General features: G+C 62.3%; 29 protein-coding genes. 7 read left to right on the forward strand and 22 right to left on the reverse strand.

What is annotated here, in order from left to right:
- Positions 1 to 2 precede the first annotated feature (2 nt).
- Genes SPHINGO391_RS13780 through SPHINGO391_RS13790 form a run of 3 tightly spaced genes read right to left on the reverse strand, consistent with a single transcriptional unit; the run spans position 3 to position 3,146 of the window.
- On the reverse strand, positions 3 to 344 hold the full coding sequence (locus SPHINGO391_RS13780) for a DUF1491 family protein (RefSeq protein WP_152009364.1): 342 nt from the start codon (positions 342 to 344) through the stop codon (positions 3 to 5).
- Complete coding sequence (locus tag SPHINGO391_RS13785; protein WP_244615190.1) at positions 341 to 1,273, reverse strand: peptidoglycan-binding domain-containing protein; 933 nt, start codon at positions 1,271 to 1,273, stop codon at positions 341 to 343. Before SPHINGO391_RS13785 ends, SPHINGO391_RS13780 begins: the two co-directional genes overlap by 4 nt.
- Entirely contained in the window at positions 1,248 to 3,146 is a 1,899-nt protein-coding gene (locus SPHINGO391_RS13790) for a PAS domain-containing sensor histidine kinase (RefSeq protein ID WP_193217290.1), read from the reverse strand. The genes SPHINGO391_RS13785 and SPHINGO391_RS13790 overlap by 26 nt, the downstream gene beginning before the upstream one ends.
- A 469-nt stretch (positions 3,147 to 3,615) precedes the next feature.
- Between SPHINGO391_RS13790 and SPHINGO391_RS13795 the strand changes: the two genes are divergently transcribed.
- Positions 3,616 to 3,939 (forward strand): DUF5330 domain-containing protein, encoded by a 324-nt coding sequence (locus tag SPHINGO391_RS13795; protein ID WP_152009367.1) that lies wholly within the window; start codon positions 3,616 to 3,618, stop codon positions 3,937 to 3,939.
- A 171-nt stretch (positions 3,940 to 4,110) separates the two neighbouring features.
- On the opposite strand, the gene SPHINGO391_RS13800 is transcribed toward SPHINGO391_RS13795, so the two are convergent.
- A complete protein-coding gene (locus SPHINGO391_RS13800) occupies positions 4,111 to 5,007 on the reverse strand; it encodes a PhzF family phenazine biosynthesis protein (RefSeq protein ID WP_152009368.1) in 897 nt (298 codons plus the stop codon).
- 199 nt (positions 5,008 to 5,206) lie between these two features.
- Here SPHINGO391_RS13800 and SPHINGO391_RS13805 point away from each other — a divergent pair, with 199 nt between their 5' ends.
- The gene (locus tag SPHINGO391_RS13805; protein WP_152009369.1) at positions 5,207 to 5,635 is read left to right on the forward strand and encodes a SufE family protein; all 429 of its coding nucleotides are present in this window, start codon (positions 5,207 to 5,209) and stop codon (positions 5,633 to 5,635) included.
- Here SPHINGO391_RS13805 and SPHINGO391_RS13810 read toward each other — a convergent pair.
- The 10 genes from SPHINGO391_RS13810 to SPHINGO391_RS13855 all read right to left on the reverse strand — a co-directional run bounded on the left by SPHINGO391_RS13810 (position 5,598) and on the right by SPHINGO391_RS13855 (position 14,008).
- Complete coding sequence (locus tag SPHINGO391_RS13810) at positions 5,598 to 6,434, reverse strand: DUF6456 domain-containing protein (protein ID WP_152009370.1); 837 nt, start codon at positions 6,432 to 6,434, stop codon at positions 5,598 to 5,600. The genes SPHINGO391_RS13805 and SPHINGO391_RS13810 overlap by 38 nt on opposite strands.
- On the reverse strand, positions 6,421 to 7,011 hold the full coding sequence (locus SPHINGO391_RS25270) for a helix-turn-helix domain-containing protein (RefSeq protein WP_244615191.1): 591 nt from the start codon (positions 7,009 to 7,011) through the stop codon (positions 6,421 to 6,423). The genes SPHINGO391_RS13810 and SPHINGO391_RS25270 overlap by 14 nt, the downstream gene beginning before the upstream one ends.
- 358 nt (positions 7,012 to 7,369) lie before the next feature.
- On the reverse strand, positions 7,370 to 7,792 hold the full coding sequence (locus SPHINGO391_RS13820) for a MucR family transcriptional regulator (protein WP_152009372.1): 423 nt from the start codon (positions 7,790 to 7,792) through the stop codon (positions 7,370 to 7,372).
- A gap of 259 nt (positions 7,793 to 8,051) precedes the next feature.
- The gene (gene mnhG, locus SPHINGO391_RS13825) at positions 8,052 to 8,393 is read right to left on the reverse strand and encodes a monovalent cation/H(+) antiporter subunit G (protein ID WP_152009373.1); all 342 of its coding nucleotides are present in this window, start codon (positions 8,391 to 8,393) and stop codon (positions 8,052 to 8,054) included.
- Entirely contained in the window at positions 8,390 to 8,785 is a 396-nt protein-coding gene (locus SPHINGO391_RS13830) for a cation:proton antiporter (RefSeq protein WP_152009374.1), read from the reverse strand. The genes mnhG and SPHINGO391_RS13830 overlap by 4 nt, the downstream gene beginning before the upstream one ends.
- Positions 8,785 to 9,258, reverse strand: coding sequence for a Na+/H+ antiporter subunit E (locus tag SPHINGO391_RS13835; protein WP_152009375.1), 474 nt, complete (start codon positions 9,256 to 9,258; stop codon positions 8,785 to 8,787). The genes SPHINGO391_RS13830 and SPHINGO391_RS13835 overlap by 1 nt, the downstream gene beginning before the upstream one ends.
- The gene (locus SPHINGO391_RS13840) at positions 9,255 to 10,826 is read right to left on the reverse strand and encodes a Na+/H+ antiporter subunit D (RefSeq protein WP_152009376.1); all 1,572 of its coding nucleotides are present in this window, start codon (positions 10,824 to 10,826) and stop codon (positions 9,255 to 9,257) included. Before SPHINGO391_RS13840 ends, SPHINGO391_RS13835 begins: the two co-directional genes overlap by 4 nt.
- A gap of 13 nt (positions 10,827 to 10,839) precedes the next feature.
- A complete protein-coding gene (locus tag SPHINGO391_RS13845) occupies positions 10,840 to 11,217 on the reverse strand; it encodes a Na+/H+ antiporter subunit C (RefSeq protein WP_152009377.1) in 378 nt (125 codons plus the stop codon).
- Complete coding sequence (locus tag SPHINGO391_RS13850) at positions 11,217 to 11,636, reverse strand: Na(+)/H(+) antiporter subunit B (RefSeq protein ID WP_152009378.1); 420 nt, start codon at positions 11,634 to 11,636, stop codon at positions 11,217 to 11,219. Before SPHINGO391_RS13850 ends, SPHINGO391_RS13845 begins: the two co-directional genes overlap by 1 nt.
- The gene (locus SPHINGO391_RS13855) at positions 11,636 to 14,008 is read right to left on the reverse strand and encodes a putative monovalent cation/H+ antiporter subunit A (RefSeq protein ID WP_193217291.1); all 2,373 of its coding nucleotides are present in this window, start codon (positions 14,006 to 14,008) and stop codon (positions 11,636 to 11,638) included. Before SPHINGO391_RS13855 ends, SPHINGO391_RS13850 begins: the two co-directional genes overlap by 1 nt.
- A gap of 386 nt (positions 14,009 to 14,394) precedes the next feature.
- Here SPHINGO391_RS13855 and SPHINGO391_RS13860 point away from each other — a divergent pair, with 386 nt between their 5' ends.
- Both SPHINGO391_RS13860 and SPHINGO391_RS13865 read left to right on the forward strand, forming a co-directional pair.
- On the forward strand, positions 14,395 to 15,657 hold the full coding sequence (locus tag SPHINGO391_RS13860; RefSeq protein ID WP_244615192.1) for a PLP-dependent aminotransferase family protein: 1,263 nt from the start codon (positions 14,395 to 14,397) through the stop codon (positions 15,655 to 15,657).
- A 39-nt stretch (positions 15,658 to 15,696) separates the two neighbouring features.
- A complete protein-coding gene (locus SPHINGO391_RS13865; protein WP_152009379.1) occupies positions 15,697 to 16,008 on the forward strand; it encodes a DUF1272 domain-containing protein in 312 nt (103 codons plus the stop codon).
- Positions 16,009 to 16,020: 12 nt separating this feature from the next.
- Here SPHINGO391_RS13865 and SPHINGO391_RS13870 read toward each other — a convergent pair whose 3' ends face one another.
- From SPHINGO391_RS13870 to SPHINGO391_RS13885, 4 genes are all read right to left on the reverse strand, one after another.
- On the reverse strand, positions 16,021 to 17,226 hold the full coding sequence (locus tag SPHINGO391_RS13870; RefSeq protein WP_152009380.1) for an acyltransferase family protein: 1,206 nt from the start codon (positions 17,224 to 17,226) through the stop codon (positions 16,021 to 16,023).
- A 144-nt stretch (positions 17,227 to 17,370) separates the two neighbouring features.
- A complete protein-coding gene (locus SPHINGO391_RS13875) occupies positions 17,371 to 18,516 on the reverse strand; it encodes a GGDEF domain-containing protein (RefSeq protein ID WP_152009381.1) in 1,146 nt (381 codons plus the stop codon).
- Positions 18,517 to 18,675: 159 nt separating this feature from the next.
- A complete protein-coding gene (ilvC, locus tag SPHINGO391_RS13880; RefSeq protein ID WP_152009382.1) occupies positions 18,676 to 19,695 on the reverse strand; it encodes a ketol-acid reductoisomerase in 1,020 nt (339 codons plus the stop codon).
- An 81-nt stretch (positions 19,696 to 19,776) separates the two neighbouring features.
- Positions 19,777 to 20,397, reverse strand: coding sequence for a TetR/AcrR family transcriptional regulator C-terminal domain-containing protein (locus SPHINGO391_RS13885; protein WP_193217428.1), 621 nt, complete (start codon positions 20,395 to 20,397; stop codon positions 19,777 to 19,779).
- A 261-nt stretch (positions 20,398 to 20,658) separates the two neighbouring features.
- On the opposite strand from SPHINGO391_RS13885, the gene SPHINGO391_RS13890 reads away from it, so the two are divergent.
- Positions 20,659 to 21,462, forward strand: a complete 804-nt coding sequence (locus SPHINGO391_RS13890) for a lipid II flippase Amj family protein (protein WP_152009383.1) — start codon at positions 20,659 to 20,661, stop codon at positions 21,460 to 21,462.
- Between the two features lie 51 nt (positions 21,463 to 21,513).
- Here SPHINGO391_RS13890 and SPHINGO391_RS13895 read toward each other — a convergent pair whose 3' ends face one another.
- The 3 genes from SPHINGO391_RS13895 to SPHINGO391_RS13905 form a co-directional block, all read right to left on the reverse strand.
- Positions 21,514 to 21,924: a DUF2721 domain-containing protein gene (locus tag SPHINGO391_RS13895; RefSeq protein WP_152009384.1), complete on the reverse strand. Its 411-nt coding sequence runs from the start codon at positions 21,922 to 21,924 to the stop codon at positions 21,514 to 21,516.
- A gap of 47 nt (positions 21,925 to 21,971) precedes the next feature.
- Positions 21,972 to 22,589 (reverse strand): MarC family protein, encoded by a 618-nt coding sequence (locus SPHINGO391_RS13900; protein WP_152009385.1) that lies wholly within the window; start codon positions 22,587 to 22,589, stop codon positions 21,972 to 21,974.
- Between the two features lie 196 nt (positions 22,590 to 22,785).
- A complete protein-coding gene (locus tag SPHINGO391_RS13905; RefSeq protein WP_152009386.1) occupies positions 22,786 to 23,280 on the reverse strand; it encodes a hypothetical protein in 495 nt (164 codons plus the stop codon).
- A gap of 247 nt (positions 23,281 to 23,527) precedes the next feature.
- Here SPHINGO391_RS13905 and SPHINGO391_RS13910 point away from each other — a divergent pair, with 247 nt between their 5' ends.
- Positions 23,528 to 24,535: a L,D-transpeptidase gene (locus SPHINGO391_RS13910; protein WP_152009387.1), complete on the forward strand. Its 1,008-nt coding sequence runs from the start codon at positions 23,528 to 23,530 to the stop codon at positions 24,533 to 24,535.
- An 8-nt stretch (positions 24,536 to 24,543) separates the two neighbouring features.
- Here the strand turns inward: SPHINGO391_RS13910 and SPHINGO391_RS13915 are convergent, their stop codons facing one another.
- Positions 24,544 to 24,909, reverse strand: coding sequence for a helix-turn-helix domain-containing protein (locus SPHINGO391_RS13915; RefSeq protein ID WP_152011564.1), 366 nt, complete (start codon positions 24,907 to 24,909; stop codon positions 24,544 to 24,546).
- 182 nt (positions 24,910 to 25,091) lie between these two features.
- Between SPHINGO391_RS13915 and SPHINGO391_RS13920 the strand changes: the two genes are divergently transcribed.
- Complete coding sequence (locus SPHINGO391_RS13920) at positions 25,092 to 25,979, forward strand: SDR family oxidoreductase (protein ID WP_152009388.1); 888 nt, start codon at positions 25,092 to 25,094, stop codon at positions 25,977 to 25,979.
- Positions 25,980 to 26,005: the final 26 nt, after the last annotated feature.

Here is a 26,005-nt window from a genome sequence, read left to right on the forward strand (position 1 = left end):
TCCTACTCCTCGATGAAGCTGAGATAGGTTTCCGGGCTGTCGGTCTCGATTTCGACCACCCAAAAATCCGGATCGAACCTTGCCTCGCGGGCGAGCATTTCGTTGACTTCGGCTTCTTGAACGCGGGTCTTGCGGAGTTCGAACAGCCGGCTGTCGGGGCGATCCTCATCGAAGGCCGTCTGCGGCGCAGGTGCAGCCAGGCTTTCAGTCCCGTTACGATGCCGGATGCGGACAAAGATGGCCCCCGCCTCATCCGAGCCGTGCCGCTCCACCGCAGCCATGCCGCCATCCGAGAAGACACGGCGCGTCAGGGCCGCGACGAAGATGCCGGCCTTCAGTCTCACAGCGCGCCGATCTCGAGCAGCTTGTTGAGCACGGTCTCGTTGGGTTCACCGGTGACAGGCAAGCGATAATGCTTCTCAAAAGCGCTGATCGCGGCGCGGGTCTGGGACCCGGCAACTCCGTCGACGGTGATGTCGGCATAGGCGATGTTGGACAGACCGGATTGAATCTGTCGCACCAGTTCACTCGGCCCCTCGGCGGTCACCGCAGGCAAGGTGACAGGTTCGCCGGCCCGGGTGTCGGACGCAACCGCCGGCGCAGGCCGTGGTATCGGGGCCGGGCTTGCCACCGGCTGCGCACTGGTCACCTCGACGGGAGCAGGTTGTGCGCCGGCCTGGTCCATGATCGCAAGCAGCGCCGTGGTCGCCTCACCGGTCTCGGTGTAGCCATTGGCCTTTTCCCAGGCGCGGATGGCGGCAGCGGACTTCGGGCCCATCAGGCCGTCGATCGCACCCTGGTAAAGCCCCTTGCCGGCAAGGATGGTCTGGATCTGCGTCAGCACCGGATCGGCGGCCGGAACTGCCACCGTTTCCGCGGCGAGCGGTGCAGCCGGAGCAATTGCCGGCGCCGGGGCGGCATTGGGAACCGGGATCGAGGCGGTCGGCGTGTCGTCGCTGCGCTCGATCCGGTAAGTGGTCACGGTCCGGGTCGGAACGCCCTTGATAAGCGGGGTCAGCGCGTCGCGCTTTGCCGCGGCGAGCGGAACGGAAGACGTGCCGACATCCCTAGTCTTGAGGATCGGCGCGGGATGCTGACCGGGCTGATGCCACAGCGCATTTGTGGCGACGAAGCCGAAAATGACCGCGAACGCGACGCTGCCCCCGGCGAGCGAGGGATGCGCGGAAACCAGCGCGCCAAGCATTCCGAGAATGCCTGGCCCCTTGCCGTTTTCATCATCATACAAGTCAGGCGATACGCGCTGTCTCGGCATAGTCTTCATTCCTGGTTTTTTCATCAATTCGTACCAGCCGTCCGGCGGGCATCGGAGTGGCCTTCGGCAGGTGCGGCGGAAACACCGTTGCCGGATCCTCCGCGGAGTTGGCCGACTGCCTGTTGGCGCCGGAACCGTCGGCGGGGAGTTCGATGGTCACGACGGTGCCCTCGCCTTCGGTGCTTTCGATCGAGAACGCACCGCCATGCAGATCGACTAGCCCCTTGACCAGCGAGAGACCGAGGCCGGTGCCTTCATAGTGGCGACCAAGCTCGTTCTGGGCCTGGACGAAGGGTTCGCCGATGCAGGCGAGCTTGTCGGCAGCAATGCCGATGCCGGTGTCGCTGACAATCAGTTGCAGCCGGCCGTCGCGAATGGCCGCATCGACATTGACCACGCCGCCGGGCTCGGTGAACTTGATGGCGTTGCCGACCAGATTGATCAGCATCTGGTGGACGGCGCCGCGGTCGGCCACCACTTCGCCGACGCCGCGCGCCAGCCTGCGGGTCAGCGTCACGCCGCGGTTGGATGCCTCCAGCCGCAACATCGCGTCGCAACTGTCGATGACCTCGCCGATCGGGAACGCCTCGACGAAGACCTCGTAACGGCCAGCCTCGATCTTCGACATATCGAGCATGGTGTTGACCAGCGACAGCAGATGCTGCCCCGACTGGTGGATCAGGCCGACATATTCGCGCTGGCGCTCATCGCCCAGCTTGCCGAACAGCTCGCGCGCGAGAATGTCGGAAAACCCGATGATGGCATTGAGCGGTGTGCGCAGCTCATGACTGACAGCCGCGAGGAAGCGGGTCTTGGAAGCATTGGCGCTCTCGGCCTGCTCGACCACCGCGCTGGCGTGGAAATGATCCGCGACCTCGGCGGTGATATCGCGGGTCTGTGCCAGAATGCCGGTGAAGCCGCCGTCCTCGTTGCGTTCGGCCGCCAAAGCCACGGCGACATGGACGAATTGCGAGGTCTCGCCCGGGCAATCGAACCGCAGTTCGACATGGCTGCGGCTTTCGCCACGGCGAAGGCTGTCGACGGCATCAAGGAAGGCGATGCGGTCGGCGACATGGATGCGATTGATGAAGCCCGTACCGGTGACATCACCAAGCTTGGAGGCGAACTCCGCCTGGTCGGCGCCCGCAACCCGAACAACGTTGCCGCGGGCATCGTGCAGCGTCAGCAGACCGGGCAGACGGTCAAGAACATTGTCCCCATCAGACCTGGACCTCTCCGGTGCAACCTTGACCGCCGGGACAGCCGGAACCACAACCGGGGCCGGACCCTGCAAAATGAAGGCGAGGCCTCGCGCGAGCGCGTAGAAGACAGATGCCATCGTTGCGGCGGCCTGAGCGCCGGCTGGAACGGCAGAGGCGTTTCCGCCGAGATCGAGTACCATGATTGCCAGGCCGGCCAAGGCTGCCGCGACGAGGCCCGCGACCAGGCCTGAAAGCTGTGTTGACCGGATTGACGCCTCAAGCGGCAGCAGGGCAAGCAAGAGCATAAACGGAGAAGCCATGCCGCCGCTCAGCGTTGCCAGCAACACCAGCGCGACCGCAACTCCACCAAGTGCTGCGCGGCCGGCGAGGCGCTCAGAGCCGGTAGCGGCCAGCAATCCGGCGGCGGCAACCGGCAGCGCGGCAGCGGCCAGCGCACCCGACACCGCGTAGGGCCAGGCGAAAGTCGTCAGCAGAACCGGAGCAGCCAAAAGCGGCGCGACAATGATGCTCGACAGGCAGCCGGTCATCGCGCAGACCCTGCTCTCCTGGGCATCAGCATCGGCACCGGGCGCAACCGAACCCAGCCAGGACTCGGCGGTGTGCCGTCCAGCCAGCTTGATTCTGTCGATGAGATCGTCAAATTTTGTCACTGCCGAATCCGTACACGCCGCAGTTGTTTGTTGTTGGGTCAACATTGTCATTGCCGGCTTAAGGAAAGGATAAGCCGGACCGTCCGAAACCGCCTGAACGGACAGAATCCGGTGGTGCAAACCCATGCTGGACCGTCTTTGGCGAACATGGTTAATCGTTGCTTTCGGGCGGCAAGCGGTGCGGGCCATCCCGCATCGGGTCAGCAGAATCCAGCCAATCGCGGGTTTTGGCAGGTTCCTGCCGAACAATGCCTCTGCCTGGCCGGGCACGGTCCTGGCGCGATATGCCGCGGATTTCGCAGCTCGCCGCGCCTGCCAGGCATTTAGCTAAAACTTTCGACAAATTTGGCTCAAAACCTATCACCCGCTTCAAACCGGCCTTGAAGATTTTGCATCATGATGCCGGTCAAGTTCGGGACAACCCGGGCATTTCCGCCCAAAGACGGCGGGCAAAAGGAAGGGCTCAACAATGTGGTTTCTGATAAAGGGAAGTTTCTGGTTTTCGCTCGTGCTGATCACCTTGCCGGTGCTCGATTCCGGTTCGCGGGAAGCACTTGAAGGCGCCCCTCAGCTCGAGGTCGGCCAGAGCATGGCGGCGGCCGTCGAGGCGCTGGCCGACATCAAGCAGATCTGCGAGCGCAAACCCGACATCTGCGAGACCGGCAGCGAGACTTTCGCTGCGCTCGGGGTGCGCGCCCGCGAAGGCGCCCGCATCGCCTACCAGTTTCTCGACTCCAAATTCGCCGACGGCGAACCCGATCTGGTGACAGGCTCGCTGCCGGTCACCAACTAAGCTTCCCGGTCCCCGCTCCGTTGCGGAGCCAGGCCCGGGTTGTCCGCCTGTAAGTTAGATGATGCTAGACACTGCCAACTCCAGTCGCGTCTGACGCGCCGCCGCCGGGAACAGCCCTTCCTCCCGGCGGCGTTTCTTTTTTCCGGTACCTTCTCGGAACGCGCAACAGCTTCAGACTTCGATCTCGCCTGAGAGAACCGGCACACAGGCACCGCCAATGCTCACATGGGCATTTGCCACATCGACCTCGACGGCAATCAGGCTCGGGCGTCCCATGTCAACGCCCTGCGCCACCCTGAAACGAACCGGCGTGACCGCGCTCCCGCCGATCCCGGCGATCAGCGCACAGGCGGCACCGCTGGCGCTTCCCGTTGCCGGATCTTCGGGAACGCCATCCCAGGGCGCAAACATGCGCGCCGTCAGATCGACTTCGCCATCAGCCGCTTCAATCTCACGGCAATAGAGATAGATCGCGTCGGCGCCCTCGGCCGGCAGGATCTGCGATATTGCGGCGATATCCGGTCTTGCAGCCCGCAGGGCCGCGCGGCTGGCAATCTCGACCACGAGAAAAGGAAGACCAATGGACGCGATCAGCGGCTGGTGATGCCCGGTCGCGATATCGGCAACGTCCAGTGACAGGCAGGCGGCAAGCTGAAGGTCAGAGAAGCGCGATCCCGTCGAAAGCGACTGCGGCGCGGTCAGGCGGACCTCTGCGACCTCACCACCGCTCCAGCGCAGCGAAACCGGAACCAGCCCTGCCTCCTCCTCGAAGACGAAGCTTTCGGGCCGCGCAGCGTCGCGCTGCAGGCTTGCCAGCACATGGCCGGTCCCGACATTCGGATGCCCGGCAAAGGGGACCTCCGTCGCCGGGGTGAATATCCGCATCCGCGCGGTGTTTCCGGGATCGTGCGGGCGCAGGACGAACGCGGTCTCGGAATAGTTGAATTCCCGCGCAATCGCCTGCATCTGCGCGGTCTCAAGTCCGTCGGCATCGAGAATAACGGCAAGCTGGTTTCCGCCGAAGCGGCGGGTGGTGAAGACATCGACTGTCCGGAACGCGTATCTCAAGGTTCATCCGCCTCATCTGCTCAGGCAGAAGCTCTAGCCCGTCGGCCCGATCCCGCGCAACCGGGGCGCGGTTGGAAACGGCCGGGTATCCGCCGGCGCCCGTTTCCAGGAGTGTCAGTTCCCGAGGATTTCACGGCGGGATGGGGTGCATAAACGCTCAAATCCGCCTATATGACTGGCAAGTCACAGGAAAAACCCAATGTCCAAGCTTCAGACCATCATCGACGATTTCGAGTATCTTGACGACTGGGAAGACCGCTACCGCTATGTCATCGAGATCGGCAAGGCGCTTCCGGAGATGCCTGTGTCGGACCAGACAGACGAGAACAAGGTCAAGGGCTGCGCCAGCCAGGTCTGGCTGGTTGCCGAGACCGAGCCGGGTGAGCCCGGCGATCCGGTGATGGTCTACCGGGGCGATTCGGACGCCCATATCGTGCGCGGGCTCGTCGCCATCGTTCTGGCCGCAACCTCGGGCAAGAAGGCGTCTGAAGTCGAAGAGCTCGATGAAGGGGCGTTGATGACACAGCTGGGCCTCGGGGAACATCTCTCGACACAACGCGCCAACGGGCTGCGCTCGATGGTGCTGCGGATCAAGGCGCATGCGGCGGCGGCACGGGCGGCAGGCTGAACCCGCGCCGTGGGCCGGCATAATGACGGGCCAACGCCGCAAGGGCGGTGCGCAGCATCAGCTTGGCTGATCGTGCCGGCCATTGCCGTTCCCGCTCGACCACGGCCAGGCCCTTGAGAAAACAGCAGACATCAAGCAGCACGCCGGAGAGTTCCGGCCCGACCGCGTCCATGGCCGCTTCCACCCGCAACCGCGCAGACAGCGCCGCCTCGCCGAGCTCGGCAGCTCCACCGGTTGCTCCCGATCGCCGCCCGTAACGCACTGGTTCCCAACTCTGGCCAAGCGACGGCTGCATCTGTCCGCGGGTGAAATCGGCCCTGAGCCGCTCACCTGCCTCGACCTGCGATGGTTCGAGAAACAATCCGCCGTCCCTGCCCTTGATCCGCGCCAGTGCAGCAAGCGGGGATTCATTGCCATTGATGATGATCGACCCGTGCTCCGGGTCGGAGGCCGTCGCGAGCCGTCGGTGCTGATCCTGAAATGCCGTCTGCGGATCAGCAAGCCAGCGCCTGAGTGCAGCAAGGCCTTCGGGGGTTGCCGCGTAGGCCTGCTCTTCCCCGGGCAAGGAAGTCCGGGACGAAGCGGCCGCGATCAACCCGTGTCCGAGTGCCGCCCTGAGCAGGCGCGGATCGACCTTGCGCCTGGCGCCGTCATCCCGGATCAGCTCCAGGTTGACGGACGAGGCGCTCGCTGCCCGCTGCGGGTTCTCCGCTTGATCCACGAGCGCCGGGCCACGGGCGAGATAACCGATCAAGCCTGCGAGTGAGTTGCGCAGCCGCATAAGATCAGAGCTCTGCATCATCATGCTCCAGCGGGGCGAAGACGGCCTTGATGCAGCGCTCGCATTGCTCGACGAACCGGTCGTAGCCAGCGTCATCGCGACGGTCCTCGACCACGGCGCAGGCGTGCATGACGGTGGTCCGGTCGCGACCGAAGGCGGTGGCAATCGTCTGGTAAGGCACGGAGAGCACGACGTGGCTCAGATACATGGCAATCTGGCGCATGTGGCACCTCGGCCTGCGGCGGGCGGCGCCTTCGGGCAGGTCACGCTCGCAGGCCTGGGCGAAGAGTTGCGCAACCAGCCGCCAGGTGACGCGGCAGCGCTGTATGTCGAGGATCGCGGCGCGGCACGCAGCCCTGCCCTGCCGGCCCCGGGGCTCGATACCCGGATGCGGTGCATCCGCCGATCCCGCTGCCCCATCGGAAGGCTCAGCAATTCGGGCGCCGCCGGCGATGGCCGCAAGCGCAAGCACGGTCCCGTCGTCGGGTAACGGATCGCTCAGCGCCTGCGCCAATGGCAAGCCTGCTTCCTGCACGGTCCCGGTGATATGAGTTGCTGATCTGCGGGGTGCCTTGTCCTGGCGCTTCAATGTCATGACGAAAATCTCCATTATAGGAATATTTTCTTACATGATATGCAGATCATGGGGACGTGCAGCCACCCATCGACCACATCCTAGCGTTGATTCTACGTTGTTTTTGTTGCTTTCGACCCGGATTTGGAGGAATTTTTTCCTCACACCTTTTCCACCTTCCGGCAGCCCGCCCCCTTGCGGGGTTCGATGCCGCCGGCATTTGGCCGATGCCAGCGAGAACGAAAAGACCGCAGCCCCTGGGGCTGCGGTCTTTTCATGGTCGCCCGACGGACAGGCCGTCCTGGCAACATCTGTTCCGGCTTCCTGCCTTGACGGTCCCGGGTTGACGGACAGGACCGGCGCGACAGACAGACGGATCTTACTTGCCGCGCTTGCGCTTCTGGCCCAGGCCCATTTCCTTTGCCAGACGTGACCGCGCCTCGGCATAGGACGGCGCGACCATCGGATAGTCCGCAGGCAGATCCCATTTTTCCCGGTACTGTTCCGGAGTGAGACCGTAATGGGTCATCAGGTGGCGCTTGAGCGACTTGAACTTTTGCCCGTCTTCCAGGCAAATCAGATAGTCGTTCTGAATCGAGCGGCGAACCGAGACTGCCGGCTTCGGCTTCTCGGCGATCTCCTCAGTCGGCATGGTGGCGCCGCCAAGTGCCGCATGCACCTGGGAAATGACATTGGGAAGATCATTTGCAGCTACCGAGTTGTTGCTCACGTAAGCTGCGACAATTTCTGCGGTCAACTCAATGAGCAGATCCGAGCCACTGTCCTTGTTTGTTTCTGTCATAGACTGGTCCTAACTTTCTCTAACATGCAGGCTGTCTGGCTATCGGATTAAAATTGGTTACAAACAACGCAAACTCCGCAGAACATGCCGCTGCGTTGGATTTACATTGTTTTATACCTTAAACAAGTACTATTTCTTGTATATCGCTAACCGCATTAATACAATTTTACACAAATTGATAAAATTCTGTAATTAATGCGCGAGCTTGCCGATAAATTAAAGTCATGGGTTGCAATCAATATTAAACCACATTGATTTATCATTTAGCCTGATCTTTCGGCGCCATATCATCCATGACGGAAGAAGAATGGAGACGGTAGCCGACAGCATAGGAGGCCTTGGCAAGAAGATGCGACGAAACCGGCGCGGTGAGCAGGAAGAACACCACGCCGGCGAGCGCCCGCGACATGGTTCCGAAATCGGCGGCGTGGATCGCAAGCGCGATCAGCATCAGGCACGCTCCCATGGTGCCGGCCTTGGAGGCGGCATGCATGCGTGTGTAGAGATCCGGCAGGCGCACAAGGCCGACCGAAGCAACCAGGGCAAACAGCGAGCCGATGACCAGCAGCGCTGCCGATATAAGGGTGACGATCTCGTTCATTGTCCAGACCTTGTGCTGTGTTGCCGCTCACGGTTCTCGGCCCTGGACGCAGCCTTCGCCTCACGGCGGGCTGCGGCTGCCGCCTCGCGTGCTTCGGACAAAAGGTCGTCCTCGGTCTTGCCGCGCGAGAGCACGAAGCGGGCGAATGCCACGGTGGCGAGAAAACCGACCAGGCCGAGCGCAATGGCAACATCGACATAAAGCGTAAAGCCGGTCTTGATGCCGATCACCGCGATGAAGCCGATGGCGATCGCCACCAGCATGTCAAGACCGAGGATCCGGTCCGGCAGGGTCGGTCCCTTGATGATCCGGTAGATGGTGACGAAAAACGCCAGACAGAGCGTGGCGAGCGCCAGTGTCACGGCGTAATCGAGAATGATGTCCGCACTCATCAGCGAAACGCCTCCATGATCTTGCGCTCGAACCCTTCGGCGATATCGCGCTTTGTGGCCTCGGGGTCGGATGCGTCCATGGCGTGGACATAGAGGATACGACGGTCGTCAGACACATCAATCGAGAGCGTGCCCGGTGTCAGCGTGATCAGGTTGGCAAGAATGGTGATCTCGAAGTCGCGGTCCACCTTGAGCGGATAGGCGATGATGCCGGGCTTGATATCCATGCGCGGCGACAGAACCGTCGTCGCCACCCGCCATGCCGACAGCACGAGCTCGTAGATGAACAGCAAGAACAGCGACAGCACCCGCCGGGCGCGGGAAAAATATCCCACCGAGCCGACCTGCTCGCGGATCAGCGAAAGCGCAAAGATCGCCAGCACGAATCCGAAGGCGAAATTGAGGAACGAGAACGATCCGCTGACCGCCGTCCACACCAGCGCCAGCAGCACATTGACCAGAAGCAAGCTCATTGCGGCACCTCCCCGGGGAACACCGACAGCACGTAGGCCGATGGATCAATCAGTCCGAGCGCCGCATCCTGGGCCAGCACCAGCACCGGCTCGGGCCAGAGGCCCGCACCGACGGACAGTACCACCAGACCGGCAAGAGCCGCCATCGCCCCGGCCGGCAGGGATTGCGCGGCAGCGTGTTGTTCCAGCGCACCTGCGTTGGCGGGCCGCCAGTACGCCAGCGCCCAGATCCGCCCGACCGCGATGGTCGTCAGCAGCCCGGTCACAAGAATCGCTGCCGCCAGCCACCAGGCGCCGACGTCCAGCGAAGCCTTGACCAGCACCACCTTGGGCCAGAAACCGGAGAACGGCGGCAGACCTGAAACCGAAAGGAACAGCATCAGGGTCAGAAATGCGAGGACGGCACTGCGGGCATAAAGCCCACCGGCGGAGGAGAGCATGAAGCTGCCGCCCAGCTGTGCCGCAATGCCGATAGCGAAGTAAAGCGCCGTCATGACCACCATGGAGTGGGCAGCGTAGAAGATCGCGCCCGACAGGCCTGCCGGGCTGCCAAGCGCAAGACCAGCCATCATCACGCCGATGCCGGAGATGACCAGGAAGCCCATCGCGCGGCGAATGTCGTTTTGCGCCAGCGCGCCCATGACGCCAAGTACCATGGTCAGCGCCGCGACGATGGCGATGATGAAGGACAGTTCCTCACGCTCCACCGGAAACAGCATGCCCAGGATTCTAAGCAGCGCATAGATGCCGACCTTGGTCAGCAATCCGGCAAAAAGGGCGGATACCACCAGCTTAGGCGTGTGATAGGAGGCGGGGAGCCAGAAGTTGACCGGAAACGCCGCAGCCTTCATGGCAAAGGCAAGCAGGAACAGCGTGACCAACGTCATCAGCGGCGCCGTGCCACGCAGTTCGGTCGCCTTGATCGCGATATCGGCCATGTTGAGGGTGCCGAACAGGCCATAGAGATAGCCGGTCGCAATCAGGAACAGCGTCGTAGCGATGAGGTTGAGAAAGGCGTATTTGACGCCGCCATCGAGCTGCGCCCTCTCGTTGCCCAGCACCAGCAGCCCGAAGGAGGAGATCAGCAGTACCTCGAACCAGACATAGAGATTGAAGATATCGCCGGTCATGAAGGCGCCAAGCACCCCGGCCATGATCAGCAGCAGGAAGGGGTAGAAACCATAGCGACGGCCCGAATGGTCGACATCGCCGCGACCATAGATCCCCGCCGCAAGCGCTACCAGCGATGATGTCGCGGCGAAGAACGCCCCCATCGCATCCACCGTAAAGGAGATGCCGAAGGGCGGCAGCCAACGTCCCATGGTCATCGATACGGTGCCATTGACGACCACATGGGCCAACAAGCCAAGTGTCATCGCACACAGCACAACCAGTGCCGGAATCGCGATCAGCGGCTGAAGGTCCGTGCGCTTGCGCAGCATCAGCAGCACCGAGCCGACCAGAAGGCAGAACACGACCGGTCCCGGGATCAGCCAGTCGGCTGCGGCCAGAGGCTCCATTACAAAGGCGACCGAAAGGTCTTCAAGGCCCACAGATTTTCCCGCCATTACAGCTGTCTCCTCAATAGCCCAACGGCGGGGCTGATTCATTGACGGGCTCGGCCACACGCATCTCGTCGCTGTTGTCGGTGTCCAGTTTCTGGAAGGCGCGGTACCCCAACACCAGCAGGAACGCGAAGAAGGAGAAGGCGATGACGATGGCCGTGAGAACAAGGGCCTGCGGCAACGGATTGGCGGCCGAGGCCTGCAACACGTCGGAATCCGCGCCGATGATCGGCGGGACCTCGCGCGTGATCCTGCCGGCGGTGAAGATCAGCAGGTTGACGCCATTGCTCAGGATCGCAGCGCCCATCAGCACACGGATGATGTGCTTGGACATGAACAGGTAGATCGCCACGGTGAACAGCGCGCCGACCAGAAGTGCAAAGAGAGGTTCCATCAGTCCCGGTCCCTTTCCTCAAGCGCCAGCGCAATCGACCCGATGGCTCCGACGACGACCAGATAGACACCGATGTCGAACACCAGCACGCTGGAGAGTGCAATTTCCACGCCGAACAATGTCGGGTAGACCCAAAGCCCGGTCATGAACGGAACACCTGCGAACACCGAAAGCACACCCGCAAGCGTTCCGACAAACAGACCGAATGCGGAAATGCCCATGGGATGGAAGTAGATCGCGCGGCGAACCGGTTCCACGCCGCAGGCAATGCCGTAAATGGCCAGAGCCGAGGCCGCGATCAGCCCGCCGATGAAGCCGCCGCCCGGCTCATTGTGGCCGCGCAGCAGCACGAAGATGGAAAACAGCACCATCAGGCTTGTCAGATAAGGCGCAATGGCGCGGAAAATCACCGTACGCATTATCGGGTCTCCTCTCGCCGGTCGGGATCATTGTCACCGATCTTGATGCCGGCATATCCGACGCTGACCCGGATCAGCGACAGCACTGCGAGACCGGTGACCATCACCACGGCAATCTCACCCAGCGTATCCGTGCCGCGGAAGTCCACCAGGATGACATTGACCACATTGGTGCCGTGGGCAACGATCTTGGAGTAGGCCGCGAAGAAATCGCTGATATAGGGATTGAAAGGCTGCTGGGTGACCGCAAGCAGATAGAGTGCGAATCCGGCGCCGCAAACCAGGGACACGCTCATGTCGATCAACTTGTCGCGGGTGGCTCGATGATCGGACGCAGACAGCTTGAGCCGCGTCATCACAAGAGCCAGGATCACCACGGCGAGCGTTTCAACCATGAACTGGGTGAAGGAAAGATCAGGTGCGCCAAACAGCATGAACAAGAGCGCCACGGCAAAGCCCTGCACGCCCAGCGAGACAATCGCCGTCAACCGGTCCCGCGCATAAATGACCGCCCCAAGGCCCAGGAACGCGATGGCAAACACCGCAAGCTCGTGGAACTGGACATCCGCGGGCCAGACCGGCATCGACGGCCATTCGCCATACCAGGCCATCGGTGCAAACAGCGCGATCGCGATCATCACGAAAGTGGCGGTCATGTAGAAATCAAGCCGGCCGGGTTGGACGATGCGGGTGACGACGCCTGAGAGACGAACGATGCCGGAGACAAACTGGTCAAAGCCGCGGTCAGGCCCCCATCCGATGGTCTTGAGCAGCGACGCCATGCCGGCACGCAACCGGTCAAGCATGCGGTAGGCGACGATGCCGAAGGCGATGGTGACCAGAGACAGGATCAGCGCCGGACCCATGTGCGGGATCACCGAGATGGTCACGGTTTCGGCCTCGCCGGAAATCGCGCTTGCCATCGGCGAAGAAATGAAGCGGTGAGTAAGCGGCGAGATCAGCGCCGCCACGAGCGCGGCAATGCCCAGTGTCAGCGGTCCGAGCCAGAGCAGCACCGGACCTTCATGGGCATGTTTCGGGGTCTTGACCTCGGGGCCGAGGAACGGCTTGAGTGCGACGGCAAAGCCGATAACGAACATCAGGCCGTTGCCGACAACAGCGACGGCGACGAAAGCCAGCGACCACGGATCGGTGGCCCAGAGCGCGTAGTAGATCTCCTCCTTGGCGAGGAAGCCGAGGAACGGCGGCAGGCCGGCCATCGAGATCGCGCCGGCAAGGGCCGCAATGAAGGTCACCGGCATGGCCTTGCGCAGGCCGCCAAGCCTGGTGACGTCCCGGGTTCCGGCCTCATGGTCGATGAGGCCGGCGACCATGAACAACCCGCCCTTGAACAGCGAATGCGCCACCAGATAGAGCACCGCGGCGGAAATCGCGTATTCGGAGCCGAAGCCGGTCAGCATGACCAGCAGTCCGAGCGAGGACACCGTGGTGTAGGCCAGCATCAGCTTCAGGTCTGTCTGGCGAATGGCCAGCAGCGTGCCGACGATCAGCGTGGCGCCGCCGAACACCGGCAGGATGGTCTCCCACCAGACGGTCTCGCCGAGTACCGGATTGAGCCGCATCAACAGGTAAACGCCGGCCTTGACCATGGTGGCGGAGTGCAGATAGGCCGACACCGGCGTCGGCGCTTCCATGGCGTTGGGCAGCCAGAAATGCAGCGGGAACTGCGCCGATTTGGAAAAGGCCCCGCCCAATACCAGAAACAGTGCCAGCAGGTAGAACGGGCTTGCCCGGACTTCATCGCCGTAGTTCAGGAGCAGCGAGACCTGGCTGACGCCGGTGATGTTCCAGATCACCAGGAGACCCGCGAGCAGCGCCAGACCGCCGCCGCCGGTGACCACCAGCGCCTGGATGGCGGCGCGGCGCGATGCCTCGCGGGTGTGGTCGAAACCGATCAGCAGGAACGAGGTGATCGAGGTTAGTTCCCAATAGACAAACAGCATCAGGAAGCTGTCGGAAATCACCACGCCGAGCATGGCGCCCATGAACAGCAGCATGAACGAGAAGAACCGGCCGAGCTGCTCGTGGCCCTTCAGGTAACCGCCGGAATAGAGAATGATCAGCGCGCCGATGCCAGAGATCAGAAGCGCGAAGGTGAGCGACAGACCGTCGATCAGCCAGGAAAAGCTGACATTGTAGGAGGGAACCCACTGGAACCCGCCCGTGACAATTCCGCCGTCGGCAACTTCCGCAGAAAAGCCAAGAAAATGAATGAAGATCGCCGCCGGAGCCAAGGCCAGAAGCCAGGCTGCATTGTGGCCGAGACGTCGTGTCAGCCACGGGGCTATCAAAGCCGCCAGAAACGGCAGCATCAAGACAATAAATGTCGCTCCAGGCGCGCTGGCACTCATCAATATTCCCCGGGGACGGCCCTCTGGTTTCCGCTTGGCGCGGTATTGTGCCCGTCACTTAGTCATCAGCTTCGACAAGGACAAGGCAATCCTTTGCATTATTGGTGGAAAAGCAATGGCCGCATGCCGGGATTTTGTTCCCGGCGGCAATCTAACCGATTTACCGGCAGCAAGACGGCGCGTTCCACCCACCCTCCGGGAGACCAATTCAAATTAGGTCAGTATTATTGACATATTTTGCGATTCGTGATCATTGTTGCTTGCAGCCCGTGCCGAACGCAGTTTTGTTGCGCCCGGACCGGCCCACCGGACTGAAATGAACAAACATTGCGGCAAACGGGCTGGCGCGCAGCAGACAGCGCCGGCCGCACTCGGGAGGAACCGACATGAGCACCCAGATGCAGGCTGACGCGGGCGGCGGCACAATCGCCGGGCATGGGCTCGACTGGCCGGGACTTTTCGCCACACGTGCGGAACGGATGAAGGCGTCCGAAATCCGCGAACTCTTGAAGCTGCTCGACCAGCCCGACGTGATCTCGTTTGCCGGCGGCATTCCCGATCCGGCGCTGTTTCCGGCTGAGGCCTTTGGTGCTGCGCTGACCTCGGCTCTGACCGGGGACAGCAAGGGTGCCGCGCTGCAATACTCGGTCAGCGAAGGCTACAAGCCGCTTCGCGACTGGCTGGTCAGCCGCATGGCCTCGCTCGGGGTCGAGTGCACCGCAGACAATATCATGATCACCTCGGGCTCGCAGCAGGCGCTCGATTATCTCGGCAAGCTGTTTCTGTCGAAAGGCGACACCGCGCTGGTCGGCTGGCCGACCTATCTCGGCGCGCTGCAGGCCTTCAACGCCTATGAACCGAACTACGACCGGCTGACGCCGCTGGGCAACCGCTTGGCTGCCGATTACCGCGAGACCGCGCAAGCCAAGGGCGGTGCGGTCAAGTTCGCCTATGCCTCGGCCGATTTCGCCAACCCGACCGGCGAGACGCTGCCCGAAAGTGCGCGCGCCGCCATTCTCGACCTGGCCGAAGCGCTCGATATCGCCGTCATCGAGGACGCCGCCTATCAGTCGCTGCGTTATGACGGTGACGAGATCCCTCCGCTGCTGGCACTCGACATTACCCGCACCGGCTCGATCGAGACCACCCGCACGATCTATTGCGGCTCGTTCTCCAAGACGCTGGCGCCGGGCCTGCGCGTCGGCTGGGTCTGCGCCGCCACCCCGGTGATCTCGAAACTGGTCTTGATGAAGCAGGCCGCCGACCTGCATTCGGCGACGCTCAACCAGATGGCGATCCACACCGTCGCCTCGAACGGCTTCGAGGCGCAGGTGGCCAAGATCAAGGCCACCTACCAGGCACGGCGCGACGCCATGCTGGCCGCTCTCAGCCGCCACATGCCCGAAGGCGTGTCATGGACGAAGCCCGACGGCGGCATGTTCGTCTGGGTCACCCTGCCCGAAGGCTTCGACGGCGCGGCCCTGCTGGCCGAAAGCATCAAGACCGAACGCGTCGCCTTCGTCCCCGGCAAGGCCTTCTTCGCCGACGGCTCGGGCGCCAACACGATCCGGCTGTCGTTCTCGTGTGCCAACGAGGCCATGATCGAGGAAGGCATCAAGCGGCTGGGCCGGGTGGTGCGGGGCGGTTAGGACCTGGCATTCAAGAGTGTTTTTCCAGGAGGCACCGCAATGGCACTTGAACTGAGACCCAATTGCGAATGCTGCGACAAGGATCTGCCGCCTCACGCGACGGACGCGCGGATCTGCACCTATGAGTGCACCTTCTGCGCCGATTGCGTGGACTCTGTGCTTCTGAATGTCTGCCCGAACTGTGGCGGCGGTTTTTCGCCGCGACCGATCCGGCCGGCAACCGAATGGCGTCCGGGACTGTCGGTCGCCAAGCGGCCGCCGTCGACGACCCGCAGGCAGATGTCCTGTTCGATGGAGGATGCCGCGGCGTTTTCACAACAGCTCAAGGACATAGCGCCTGAGAAACGCTAGGCGCTCGCCTCCTTACCCGCGCAGCGGATAAGGCCTGTCGGTAGAGATGGATTGCAGCTTGGCAGCGTCCGCGCGCGACTGCTGCGACACCGGCGGCTTTTTCGCCCTCACCCCGTTGAACATCAGCATTGCAATCGCGCTGCGGCTCACCGCCAGGTGGATGGCGTAGGAGATCAGGCCGGCCGAGCTGGCGATGACGGCGAATTCGAGCACCGGCGGCAGGTCGACCATGAGGAACAGCGTTGCCAGCACGTAGATCACCGGGTGGTGGAACAGGTAGATGGTGAAGGAGGCATCGACCAGTTTTCGCACCCGCGCATCGGGGCGGTTGAAATGCCGGTGCGCCAGGTTCGAGATGTAGCCGACGATCAGAAGGGCTCCAAGGATTGCCGCCATCACCTTCAGGGTGTGTTCGATCAGGTCGGCGTGCGGCACTTGCGCGAAGATCACCAGCGCCACGCCGGTCAGCGCGGCAACCGAGCCGGGCCTGAGCAGCAGGTCGTTGAGCTTGCGGCTGGAATAGACCAGTGCGCCGAAGCCGAAATAGATCACATAGAGATTGTAGTTGAGAACCGCATTTCCGTAGTAAGGACTGGCGGCCACCACGATCTCCTGGGCACGGGCGACGAGTTCGCAGATCGCGGCAAAGGCCGCGAGCGAGAGGATGCGGTTGTCGCCCACCCATGTGACGAAAGCCTCCAGCCGGGCGCGCAATGTCCCGCGGCTCAGAACCTGCAGCATGGCGAGGCCGACGCAATAGGCGATCAGCACCCAGAGGAACCACAGATGGGCGATCCACGGTTCGCCGAAATGGCTGAGCTGAGCCGCGATCATGCCGGGCAGATCGGCGGCCGGCACCGTGCCCTTGATGACAAGTGCCACCTGCTGGACGCTGATCTGGAACGGCACGATCAGCAACGTTGCGAACAAAAGCGGCAGGCCGAGCCGCGTCAGCCGGCTTTTGAGCCAGGGCCAGGCGCCCTGCCGGTCGAGCAGCATCATCGAGAACAGGCCGGCGAGCAGGAAGAAGCCGGGCATGCGGAAACTGTGAAGGAAATCGGCAAGCCAGGTGAGCAACTGGCTCTTTTCGGGCGAAGCCACCGACCATTCATGGCTCAGCGAATAGATCACCGCGGCATGAAACGGAATCCCGAGCACAAGATAGAGCGCCCGGGAAAAATCCCAGTGGTGCAGGCGTTGCCTGTTGCCGGTTTCCATCGCTCTCTCCGCGTCTCCTTCTTGTTCAAATCGGCCTGATCTGTTCACAGGCTACAGGCCGACTGTTTGAATCCGGTTCGGATCACCGAACGGATTTGCCGCGAATCAAGCCTATCGCCAGACGGCTCCTGCAACAGTCCACCTTCAGGCGGCTTCAGCGAGGGAGACCTGGTTGCGGCCGTTGTTCTTTGACCGGTAAAGACTTTGGTCGACAGCCTGCATCAGGCTACGACGACTCATCTTTTTTCCGGTACCATGGTAGAGACCCGCCGACACGGTCAGCCGGTAGCCGTCGCCGGCGAATTCCAGCGGCATGGTCTCGACCAGATGGCGGATGCGCTCGGCAATCTTGAGGGCGCCGTCGCGGCCGACATCGGGCAGCAGCACACCGAATTCCTCTCCGCCGAGGCGTGCCAGACAATCGCCGTCCCTGATGTTTCGGCGGATCAGACCGGCGAGCGCGACAAGCGCGTCATCACCGGCGGCGTGGCCAAACTGGTCATTTATCTTCTTGAAGTAATCCAGGTCGAACTGCAGAACCCCGAAAGTGCCGCCCGGCTTCGCCGAGAGCAATTCGTCAAGCCGGCGATCGAACTCTCGGCGATTGTAGATGCCGGTGAGCGGATCGCGGCTGGCAATCTCCCTGAGCTGCCCGGCGGTGCGCTCGAAGGAAATTCCAAGCGCGAAGATGCCGGCCAGGGTGACGAAGACCAGCGAGACGACAAGATGGGTTGCAAGCACGGCATCGTCGGTCAGCCCTGCTCCCATTGCCCCACCGAGGGAGAGACCGTGCACTGCACGGGTCGCACCTTCCGCCGCCATCAGCACGAATGCCAGCACAAGCCCATGGCGCGACATCAATCCGCCGAGGTCCTTGCCGGCATAGGTGGAGGCCGTCATCGCCGCCAGGACCATTACCATCAGGTTGGTGGCGACATAGACCAGGCTGTAACTGCCGGTGATCAAAGCCGGCACGTTGATCGCCGCGAGCGCGACGGCGGGAACCCAAAGGCGATGGAGAGGCGTAGCGTGGCCGGCAAACTGGCTGGCAGCATTCCAATGCAGTGCGAAACCAAGGACCAGCAGCAGATTGGGCAGCAGAAAGACCGAAACCAGCGGCAGGTGGGATTCCAAGGCGAAAACGCCGAGCGCCATGGCGAGCAGGAGATTTGCCGCCGACAAGGCTCGCCAATAGGCCTGGTCGTCAAACTTCCGGGCAAGACCAAGAAATGAGGCCGACAACACCACCAGAATGGTCATGTTGGCGAAGAAAAGCGTGAATGTCTCCATACTCCGACATACCCCAATGGGTTGAAACGGTCCTGCAACACGTCACAGCCTATCCCGATACGATGAGCTTCCGGTTAGCGGATTCATTCAAATGCCATCCAGAATGCAAAAAGCCCGCCGGATCGGCGGGCTTTCGTGTCGAAATGATATGATATCGGATCAGTTCTTCGACTTGTCGACGAGAGCGTTGCCCTTGATCCACGGCATCATGCCGCGCAGCTTTTCGCCGACTTCCTCGATCTGGTGACGGTCGTTCATGCGGCGGATGCCCTTGAAGCGCGAGGCGCCGGCCTTGTATTCCTGCATCCAGTCGGAGGTGAACTTGCCGGTCTGGATGTCGTTGAGGACGCGCTTCATCTCGGCCTTGGTCTCGGCGGTGATGATGCGCGGGCCCGAGACATACTCGCCCCACTCTGCAGTGTTGGAGATCGAGTAGTTCATGTTGGCGATGCCGCCTTCATAGATCAGGTCGACGATCAGCTTGACCTCGTGAAGACACTCGAAATAGGCCATTTCCGGCGCGTAACCGGCTTCGACCAGGGTTTCGAAACCGGCGCGGATCAGTTCGACCAGACCACCACAGAGAACAACCTGCTCGCCGAACAGGTCGGTTTCGCACTCTTCGCGGAAATTGGTTTCGATAATGCCGGAGCGGCCGCCGCCGACGCCGCAGGCGTAGGAAAGCGCCAGATCATGGGCGTTACCCGAAGCGTCCTGGTGGATGGCGATCAGGCACGGCACGCCGCCGCCCTTCTGGTATTCGCCGCGCACGGTGTGGCCGGGGCCCTTGGGTGCGATCATGACGACGTCGACGGAGGCCTTGGGCTCGATCAGGCCGAAATGGACATTGAGGCCGTGGGCGAAGGCGATCGCCGCGCCGTCGCGGATATTGGCTTCGATGTGATCGCGGTAGATGTCGGCCTGCAGCTCGTCCGGGGTCGCCATCATCATCAGGTCGGCCCAGCCGGCGGCTTCGGCCACGCTCATCACCTTGAAGCCATCGGCTTCGGCCTTCTTGGCGGTTGCCGAGCCTTCGCGCAGCGCCACGGCGACGTTGCCGGCGCCCGAATCCTTGAGGTTGAGCGCATGCGCCCGGCCCTGCGAACCGTAGCCGATGATGGCCACCTTCTTCGACTTGATCAGATTGAGATCGGCGTCGCGATCATAATATACGCGCATGAGACACTCCCGTTGGTTCGCGTTGTCGTGTGTAGTCCGGCTGCGGGATCTGCGATCTGCCCCGCTGCCGGAAGTCCGTGTTCACCCCCGGCCATACAGCCTGAGGAATTTCGTCACCGCCTGAGCGGAGATCATGTTGATTTCGGCCTGGTCCGGATGGCTGTCCTCGCCCAGCAGCAGCCGGATCTGGGTGTCGGCGACAACCAGTCCGAAGAAGCTGCGGAAGGCGTCGGTCACGTCTTCGAAGTCAAGCAGCCCGGCCGCCCTGCCCGTCTCGAGCAGCGGTTCGATGCGCCGCTTCATCGCGAAAGGCCCGTTGGTCAGAACGATTTCGCCAAGCCGGCTCTTGCCCGAACCGGCATGGCTGACGGCGGCGCGGTTGAGCGCGATCGACAGATCGCCGGTGATCACCGTGAGCCAGCTTGCGGCAAAGCCGGTCAGCGCCGCCTCGAGGCTTTGGCGCGTCAGCCGGTCCTGAGGCAGCTTCGGCATCCGCACTTTTGAGGCCTGCCAGCGCACGGTGGCGGTGAGGAGCCCGTCGCGGTCGCCGAACCATTTGTAGAGCGTCTCCTTGGAGCAGCTGGCTGCGCGGGCGACGGCGGCGACCGAAAACCCGTCGCCCTCTGCCACCATCAGCTTGAGCACCGCATCGAGCACTTCCTGCTGACGTTCGGTAAATGCCTCGCCCTGCGACGCGGCCATCGCGGCATCAGCGGGCGCTGCGGCTTTCCGTGGAGCCGTATCTGGGGCGAAGGTCAATGTCATGGCGGCGATGTACCGTACCGTACGGTACTGTGTCAACATCCGCTCCAGAGAAAAGAATACTAACGATCGGCAGTCGGCAAGCGAGCCCCCTGTGCGAGGTTTGCACAGTCCGAAAAATCATTCGCCTTGCCGCCGCAATAAAACCCGAAACCGGTCCATAGCTCCGCTTTCGACATTCAGGTTTTGGGGACACCGGGCATGGACTATCAACTCTTCGCCATCATTCTTCTGACCTTCGTCATCCACCTGATCGGCACGCTGGCGTTCGCGTTCCGGATTGCCGGGATCAGGACCGGGCAGATCGCCATCGCGTTCTCGTTGTTCAATGCCATGGTGCTGATTTCCCGGACCTCGAACTCGTTCCAGGCGCCATTGCTGGCGAAACGCGTGGAGAGCTCGATCCTTGATGCGGCTTCCAGCCATCTGCAATCGGATTTCGCCCTGATCCTGGCTTCTGCCTCGGTGGCGACGATCCTTGGGGGCCTGCTGATCCCGACGGTCCAGCGCGTGGCCACCGGCGCCGTCGCGAGCTTCAAGCAACGGCGCAATCTTGTCCGGCTGATGCTCAACACCCTGACGCCGCGCGGAGTTGCCGTGGTGATGCAGTCGGTGGCGTTGCCGCGTTACCAGAACCTCACATCGCTGAAGCTTTCAAGCGGGTTTCCGGCAGCCTATGTGCTGATGAATTTCGCAGCCACCGCGCTTTGGACCGTGGGCGTGCTCTCGGCGATCTATGCCGGTTCGATTGATCCGGAATTCAGGGTCACCGCCAGTTCGCTATCAGCGGTCATCAATGGCGTCGCCACCATCATGATGTTCGTACTGATCGATCCTTATCTCGCAGGTCTCACCGACGACGTGGTCGAAGGCGAGGTCAGCCATTCACATTACAGGCGCGTGCTGGTGTGGATGGTGCTGAGCCGGCTTGCCGGAACCGTTTTCGCGCAGATCCTGCTGGTTCCAGGCGCGCATCTGATCGTAGCTGTCGCAAGATGGATCTAGACACCTGGCTGTCATCTGCTGGCACCGGCTCGGAGCCTGGAGGCGATCAGTTCAGGATTTGGAAACATCACGCAGAAGCAGAATGAACCCGGCGGCGAGCAAGGCCATTGCGCCAATGAACAGGGCGGCGATGAGATTGGAGAGGTCGGGAACGAGGTAATCGCTGATAAAGATGGACACCACAACGGCGCAGATCAGAATGGCGGCCGTCACGTTGCACCTTATGGCCCACTGGATCCGCGTGATCCGGGCTGCCAGCGCGGCTGAGGCGGACTTTTCCGGACGGGGCCCAGGTCCCTCACCTTCCGGAAGCTCGCCAAGTGCGCGGATCTGATCATGGGTTTGGGACATGCGATTGAACAGGAGGGTCAACAGCGCTGCAATGGCGGTGAGCATGAAAACCGGGGCTACCGAGAGCTGGATTTCCTGGGCGATCGACAGCGTATCCGGCAAGGCTTGCATGCGGTGTTTCCTCTCAAATCAGGTTCGTTCAAATCAATTCAGATCGTTCAGGCGGGAATGATGTCGAAGATCGCGTTGATCACGGCATCCACCGCAACGGCGGCCAGTATCATCCCCATGACCCGGCTGACAATTGCCGCGCCACCCTTGCCGATGATCTTGAGAATCGGACCGGCGAGCAACATCAGAACCAGGGCGCAGGCAAGCACAGCCATCAGGATGGCGGCGGTGACAACCTGTTCCGAAATGCTGAAGCGGTTGTTGTCGGTCAACAGAACGACCGCCAGCATGGCGCCGGGCGAGGCGATCGACGGCACCGCGAGCGGGAAGATGGCGGGTGACGGGGCGTCGTCGGCTGCGGCCTCTGCGGTTTCACGCTCCGGCTTGGAATCGCCGAAGATCATGGTCAGCGCAAACAGGAACAGGATGAGCCCGCCGGCGATCTGAAACGCCGGCAGGCTGATGCCGAGCGCGTCGATCAGGAACTGTCCGGCGACCAGGAAGAAAAGAAGCACGCACGCGGCTATCAGCGCTGCCTGCAGCGCGATCCGGCGGTGCGCGGCGGGATCGAGCGCCGCCGTTACGGCGACAAAAACCGGTATCGTGCCGATCGGATCGATCACCACCCAGAGTGTTACAAACTGCTCAAAAATACTGGCTGTCATTCTGCTACCCACGGTTAAGGGATTGCGGCACCGGTTCGATACGTTTCTCGCGGGAAGGCTACAGTGTCCCGGCGGGCTTGCACAGCCGGTCAGGTCTGCTGCCGAGGTGACAATCATGCGAGCCGGCAACCGTCATGCAAGCCTTGGAGCCGAGCCACGGACGAGCGGAGGAGGAAACTTTGTCGTTTCTGCCGTCTCACTTCGGCAAATGACAGCGGGTCATCGCCTGGCTTGCGCCGTCAACACTCAGGCGCATGGCGTTGCGGGTCGCCATGTCCACCGTGATCATGCGCTTGATCGTCTTGCGGCCAACTTCGCAGCTTGCCTCGAACTGCGAATAGGCCTGTCCCGGCGGGCCCGCGTCGAATCTGCAGGTTTCATCCGGATGCCTGAGAGACCCCGGCGTGATCACCGCGTAACCTTCAAAAGCGGTCTGGTCCATCATAGCACAGGCATCGCCTGACACGGCCCAGACCCCGACATAGGCAAGCCGGCTCGAACTGCGGTCATGGGTGCCCGCCTCGATCGTATCCTCACGCAGGAGGCTCTGCGGCGGGGTGAGCGATTCGAAATTGGGCGGCGTTACCGATCGCGGCTTCTTGGGGCCCGATTGCGCGGAACAGCCGGCCAGCACCGCACTTAACAGTGCTGCAGATGCTGCCGCGTTGATCGTGGAGGTGAGCCGACTCATGGTTTTCCCGCAAAATTCCCCGTGGTTTTCATACCGGGCCGTGGCACAATTTCAAGCGCCGTCGTGAACACGCGGTCCAGCAAAGGGCCGGACGGGCCAGCAGCAGCGGAACGGAAGGCGCCTGCCCTATGCCGGAGACGGTGCAGGGAGCTTCCAAAGGCCATCTTGAACTGACGGGCAAATATGCAATTATTCTAATTGAATTGCCGTGCCCAGCATTGAACGGCCACCCTGGAGATCGAAGCGGATGACACAGACAAACATGACCCGCAGGGCCGTTCTGGCGGCCGGTGGCGCCACGGCGCTGGTTGCAGCCGGACGCGGCAGCTTCGCGCAGACCGAAAAACCGGTCACCGATCTCAAGCCCGGGGAGTGGTCCTGGTATCCGGAACGGGCACTGGATGGTCCCGTGGCCGTGCTGGTGTCACTGTCCGACCAGCTCGCCTTCGTCTACCGGAACGGCATCCGCATCGGGGTGTCGACGGTGTCGACCGGACGCAAGGGCTACGAGACGCCCACCGGCGTGTTCACGGTGCTGATCAAGGAAAAAATGCATCACTCCCGGGCCTACAACAACGCCGCCATGCCCGACAGCCAGTTCTTCTTCGGCGGCTGCGCGCTGCATGCGGGCGGGCTGCCCGGCTATCCAAGTTCACATGGCTGCGTGCATCTGCCGCGTGCCTTTGCCGATCTGGTCTTTGGCGTCACCCACAACGGAACCCCAGTGATCGTCACCAATGACCGCTCGGGAATCGGCAGCCTGAGCCACTCCGGGCTGGTTCTATCAAATGCGGACCTGAAGACGGTGGAAGCAATGACCACCCATGTCGCCGGAAAGAAGCTGCCGCGCGACAAGGAAGGCGAAAGGGATGACGCTATTGCGATCATCGTCAGCGGTGCCGACCGCCGCCTGATCGCGCTTCGGAACGGCTCGGAGTTCATCAATACCGGGATCGGTATCGAGCATCCGCGGTTGCCGCTCGGCACCCATGTCTACCTGCTCAAGGGCGTCAATCCCGCAACCCATGTCTATGACTGGATGGCGATCGGTCTTGGAACCGGCGACGAGGCGGCGGTGGATGTGCAGCGTGAAATCGCCGTGACGGCGCGACTGGTGATCCCACCGGACGTCTATGCCCAGATCGCCCGCAATCTGCACCCGGGTGCGACCATGATGCTGACCGACCTGCCTGCGCATCCGGAGACCCGTTCGGCCACCGATTTCGTCATCATGCGCGACCGGACCAGCGTCTGAGCGTTGCCTTAGGTTCCCGCCTCAGCGTCAAACCGCCGCCGCGCCGCATCGACGGCGGTGAAATTGTCCCCGGCCCAGACCACCAGATCGTTGAGCGGGGTGAGCATCGAGGTTCCCAGGCCGGTCAGGCCGTATTCGACGCTGGGCGGCTTGGTGGCGAAGACCTTGCGGTAGACATAGCCGTCACGCTCGAGATCGCGAAGCGTCTGGGTCAGCATGCGCTGCGAGATATCAGGCACCAGGCGGCGCAACTCGCCAAAACGGTAGGGCCGTTCGCTGAGCGCCAGCAGCAGCAACGTGCTCCACTTGCCGAATATCCCCTGCATGACCTGGCGCACAGGACAATTCTCGAGCTTGTGGTCGCCCTGCATCATCCTGATCCGGTCGGAGAACGGGATATGCGCATCCATGGTGGTTCCTTTCTGGTGCCTATCGGCAGCAAAACTGCCTTCTTTCGCGTTCCCTCCACATACCATATGTGCAGTAACTCTCAATAAGAGAGTTACTTTATTTTCGAGACATGCTGCTCGAGCTGTCTCCCACGAAAGGAAAAAACATGACTGGCAAACTTCTCGTCACCGGCGCTTCGGGACAGCTTGGCGCGGCCGTGCTGCATCACCTCATCGACAGCTACAAGGTGCCCGCCTCCACGATCGTCGCCGGCTCGCGCGACGTTGCAAAGCTCTCGGACCTGGCCTCCCGCGGCGTCGAGACCCGCGAGGTCGATTTCAACGATGCCGGCACGCTGGCAAGCGCGTTTGCCGGTGTGGACCGCGTGATCATCATCTCCACCGACGCGCTTGACGGCGAAGGCACCCGCCTGCGCCAGCACCTTGCCGCGGTGGCGGCGGCGAAATCCGCCGGCGTCGGCCGCATCTTCTACACCTCGATGCCAAATCCGGCCGAGAGCAAGGTCACCTTTGCGCCCGATCACCTGAAGACCGAGGAAGCGATCAAGACCTCCGGCCTCGCCTACACGATCTTCCGAAATGGCTGGTACATGGAGAACCTGTTCATGGCGCTGCCGGCGGCGCTTGCCAGCGGCCAGTGGTACAGCTCGGCAGGCACCGGCAAGATTGCGCATATCGCCCGCGATGACATCGCGAGGGCAATCGCGGCGGGCGTTGCAGCACCCGCTTCCGACAGCGTGACCTATACGCTGACCGGCCCGGTGGCCTACACCACCGACGAGATCGCCGCGATGGCTGCAAAGGCAACCGGCAAGCCGCTCACCGTCGTCCACCTCAATGATGAGCAACTGGCCCAGGGCATGGTCGGCGCCGGCGTTCCGGCCCCCTATATCCCGACCTTCGTCTCCTTCGACGCCAATACGCGCGAAGGCAAGATTTCCATGGTCACCAGCGACGCCGCCACGCTTTCGGGCGCTCAACCGATGTCGCTCGAAGCCTTCCTGGATGCAAGCAAGGCGGCGCTTCTCGGCTGATGATCAGAGGCAAGTTCCCTCCCCGC

The sequence above is a fragment of the Hoeflea sp. EC-HK425 genome, from assembly GCF_902498795.1.
Lineage (GTDB): Bacteria > Pseudomonadota > Alphaproteobacteria > Rhizobiales > Rhizobiaceae > Hoeflea > Hoeflea alexandrii.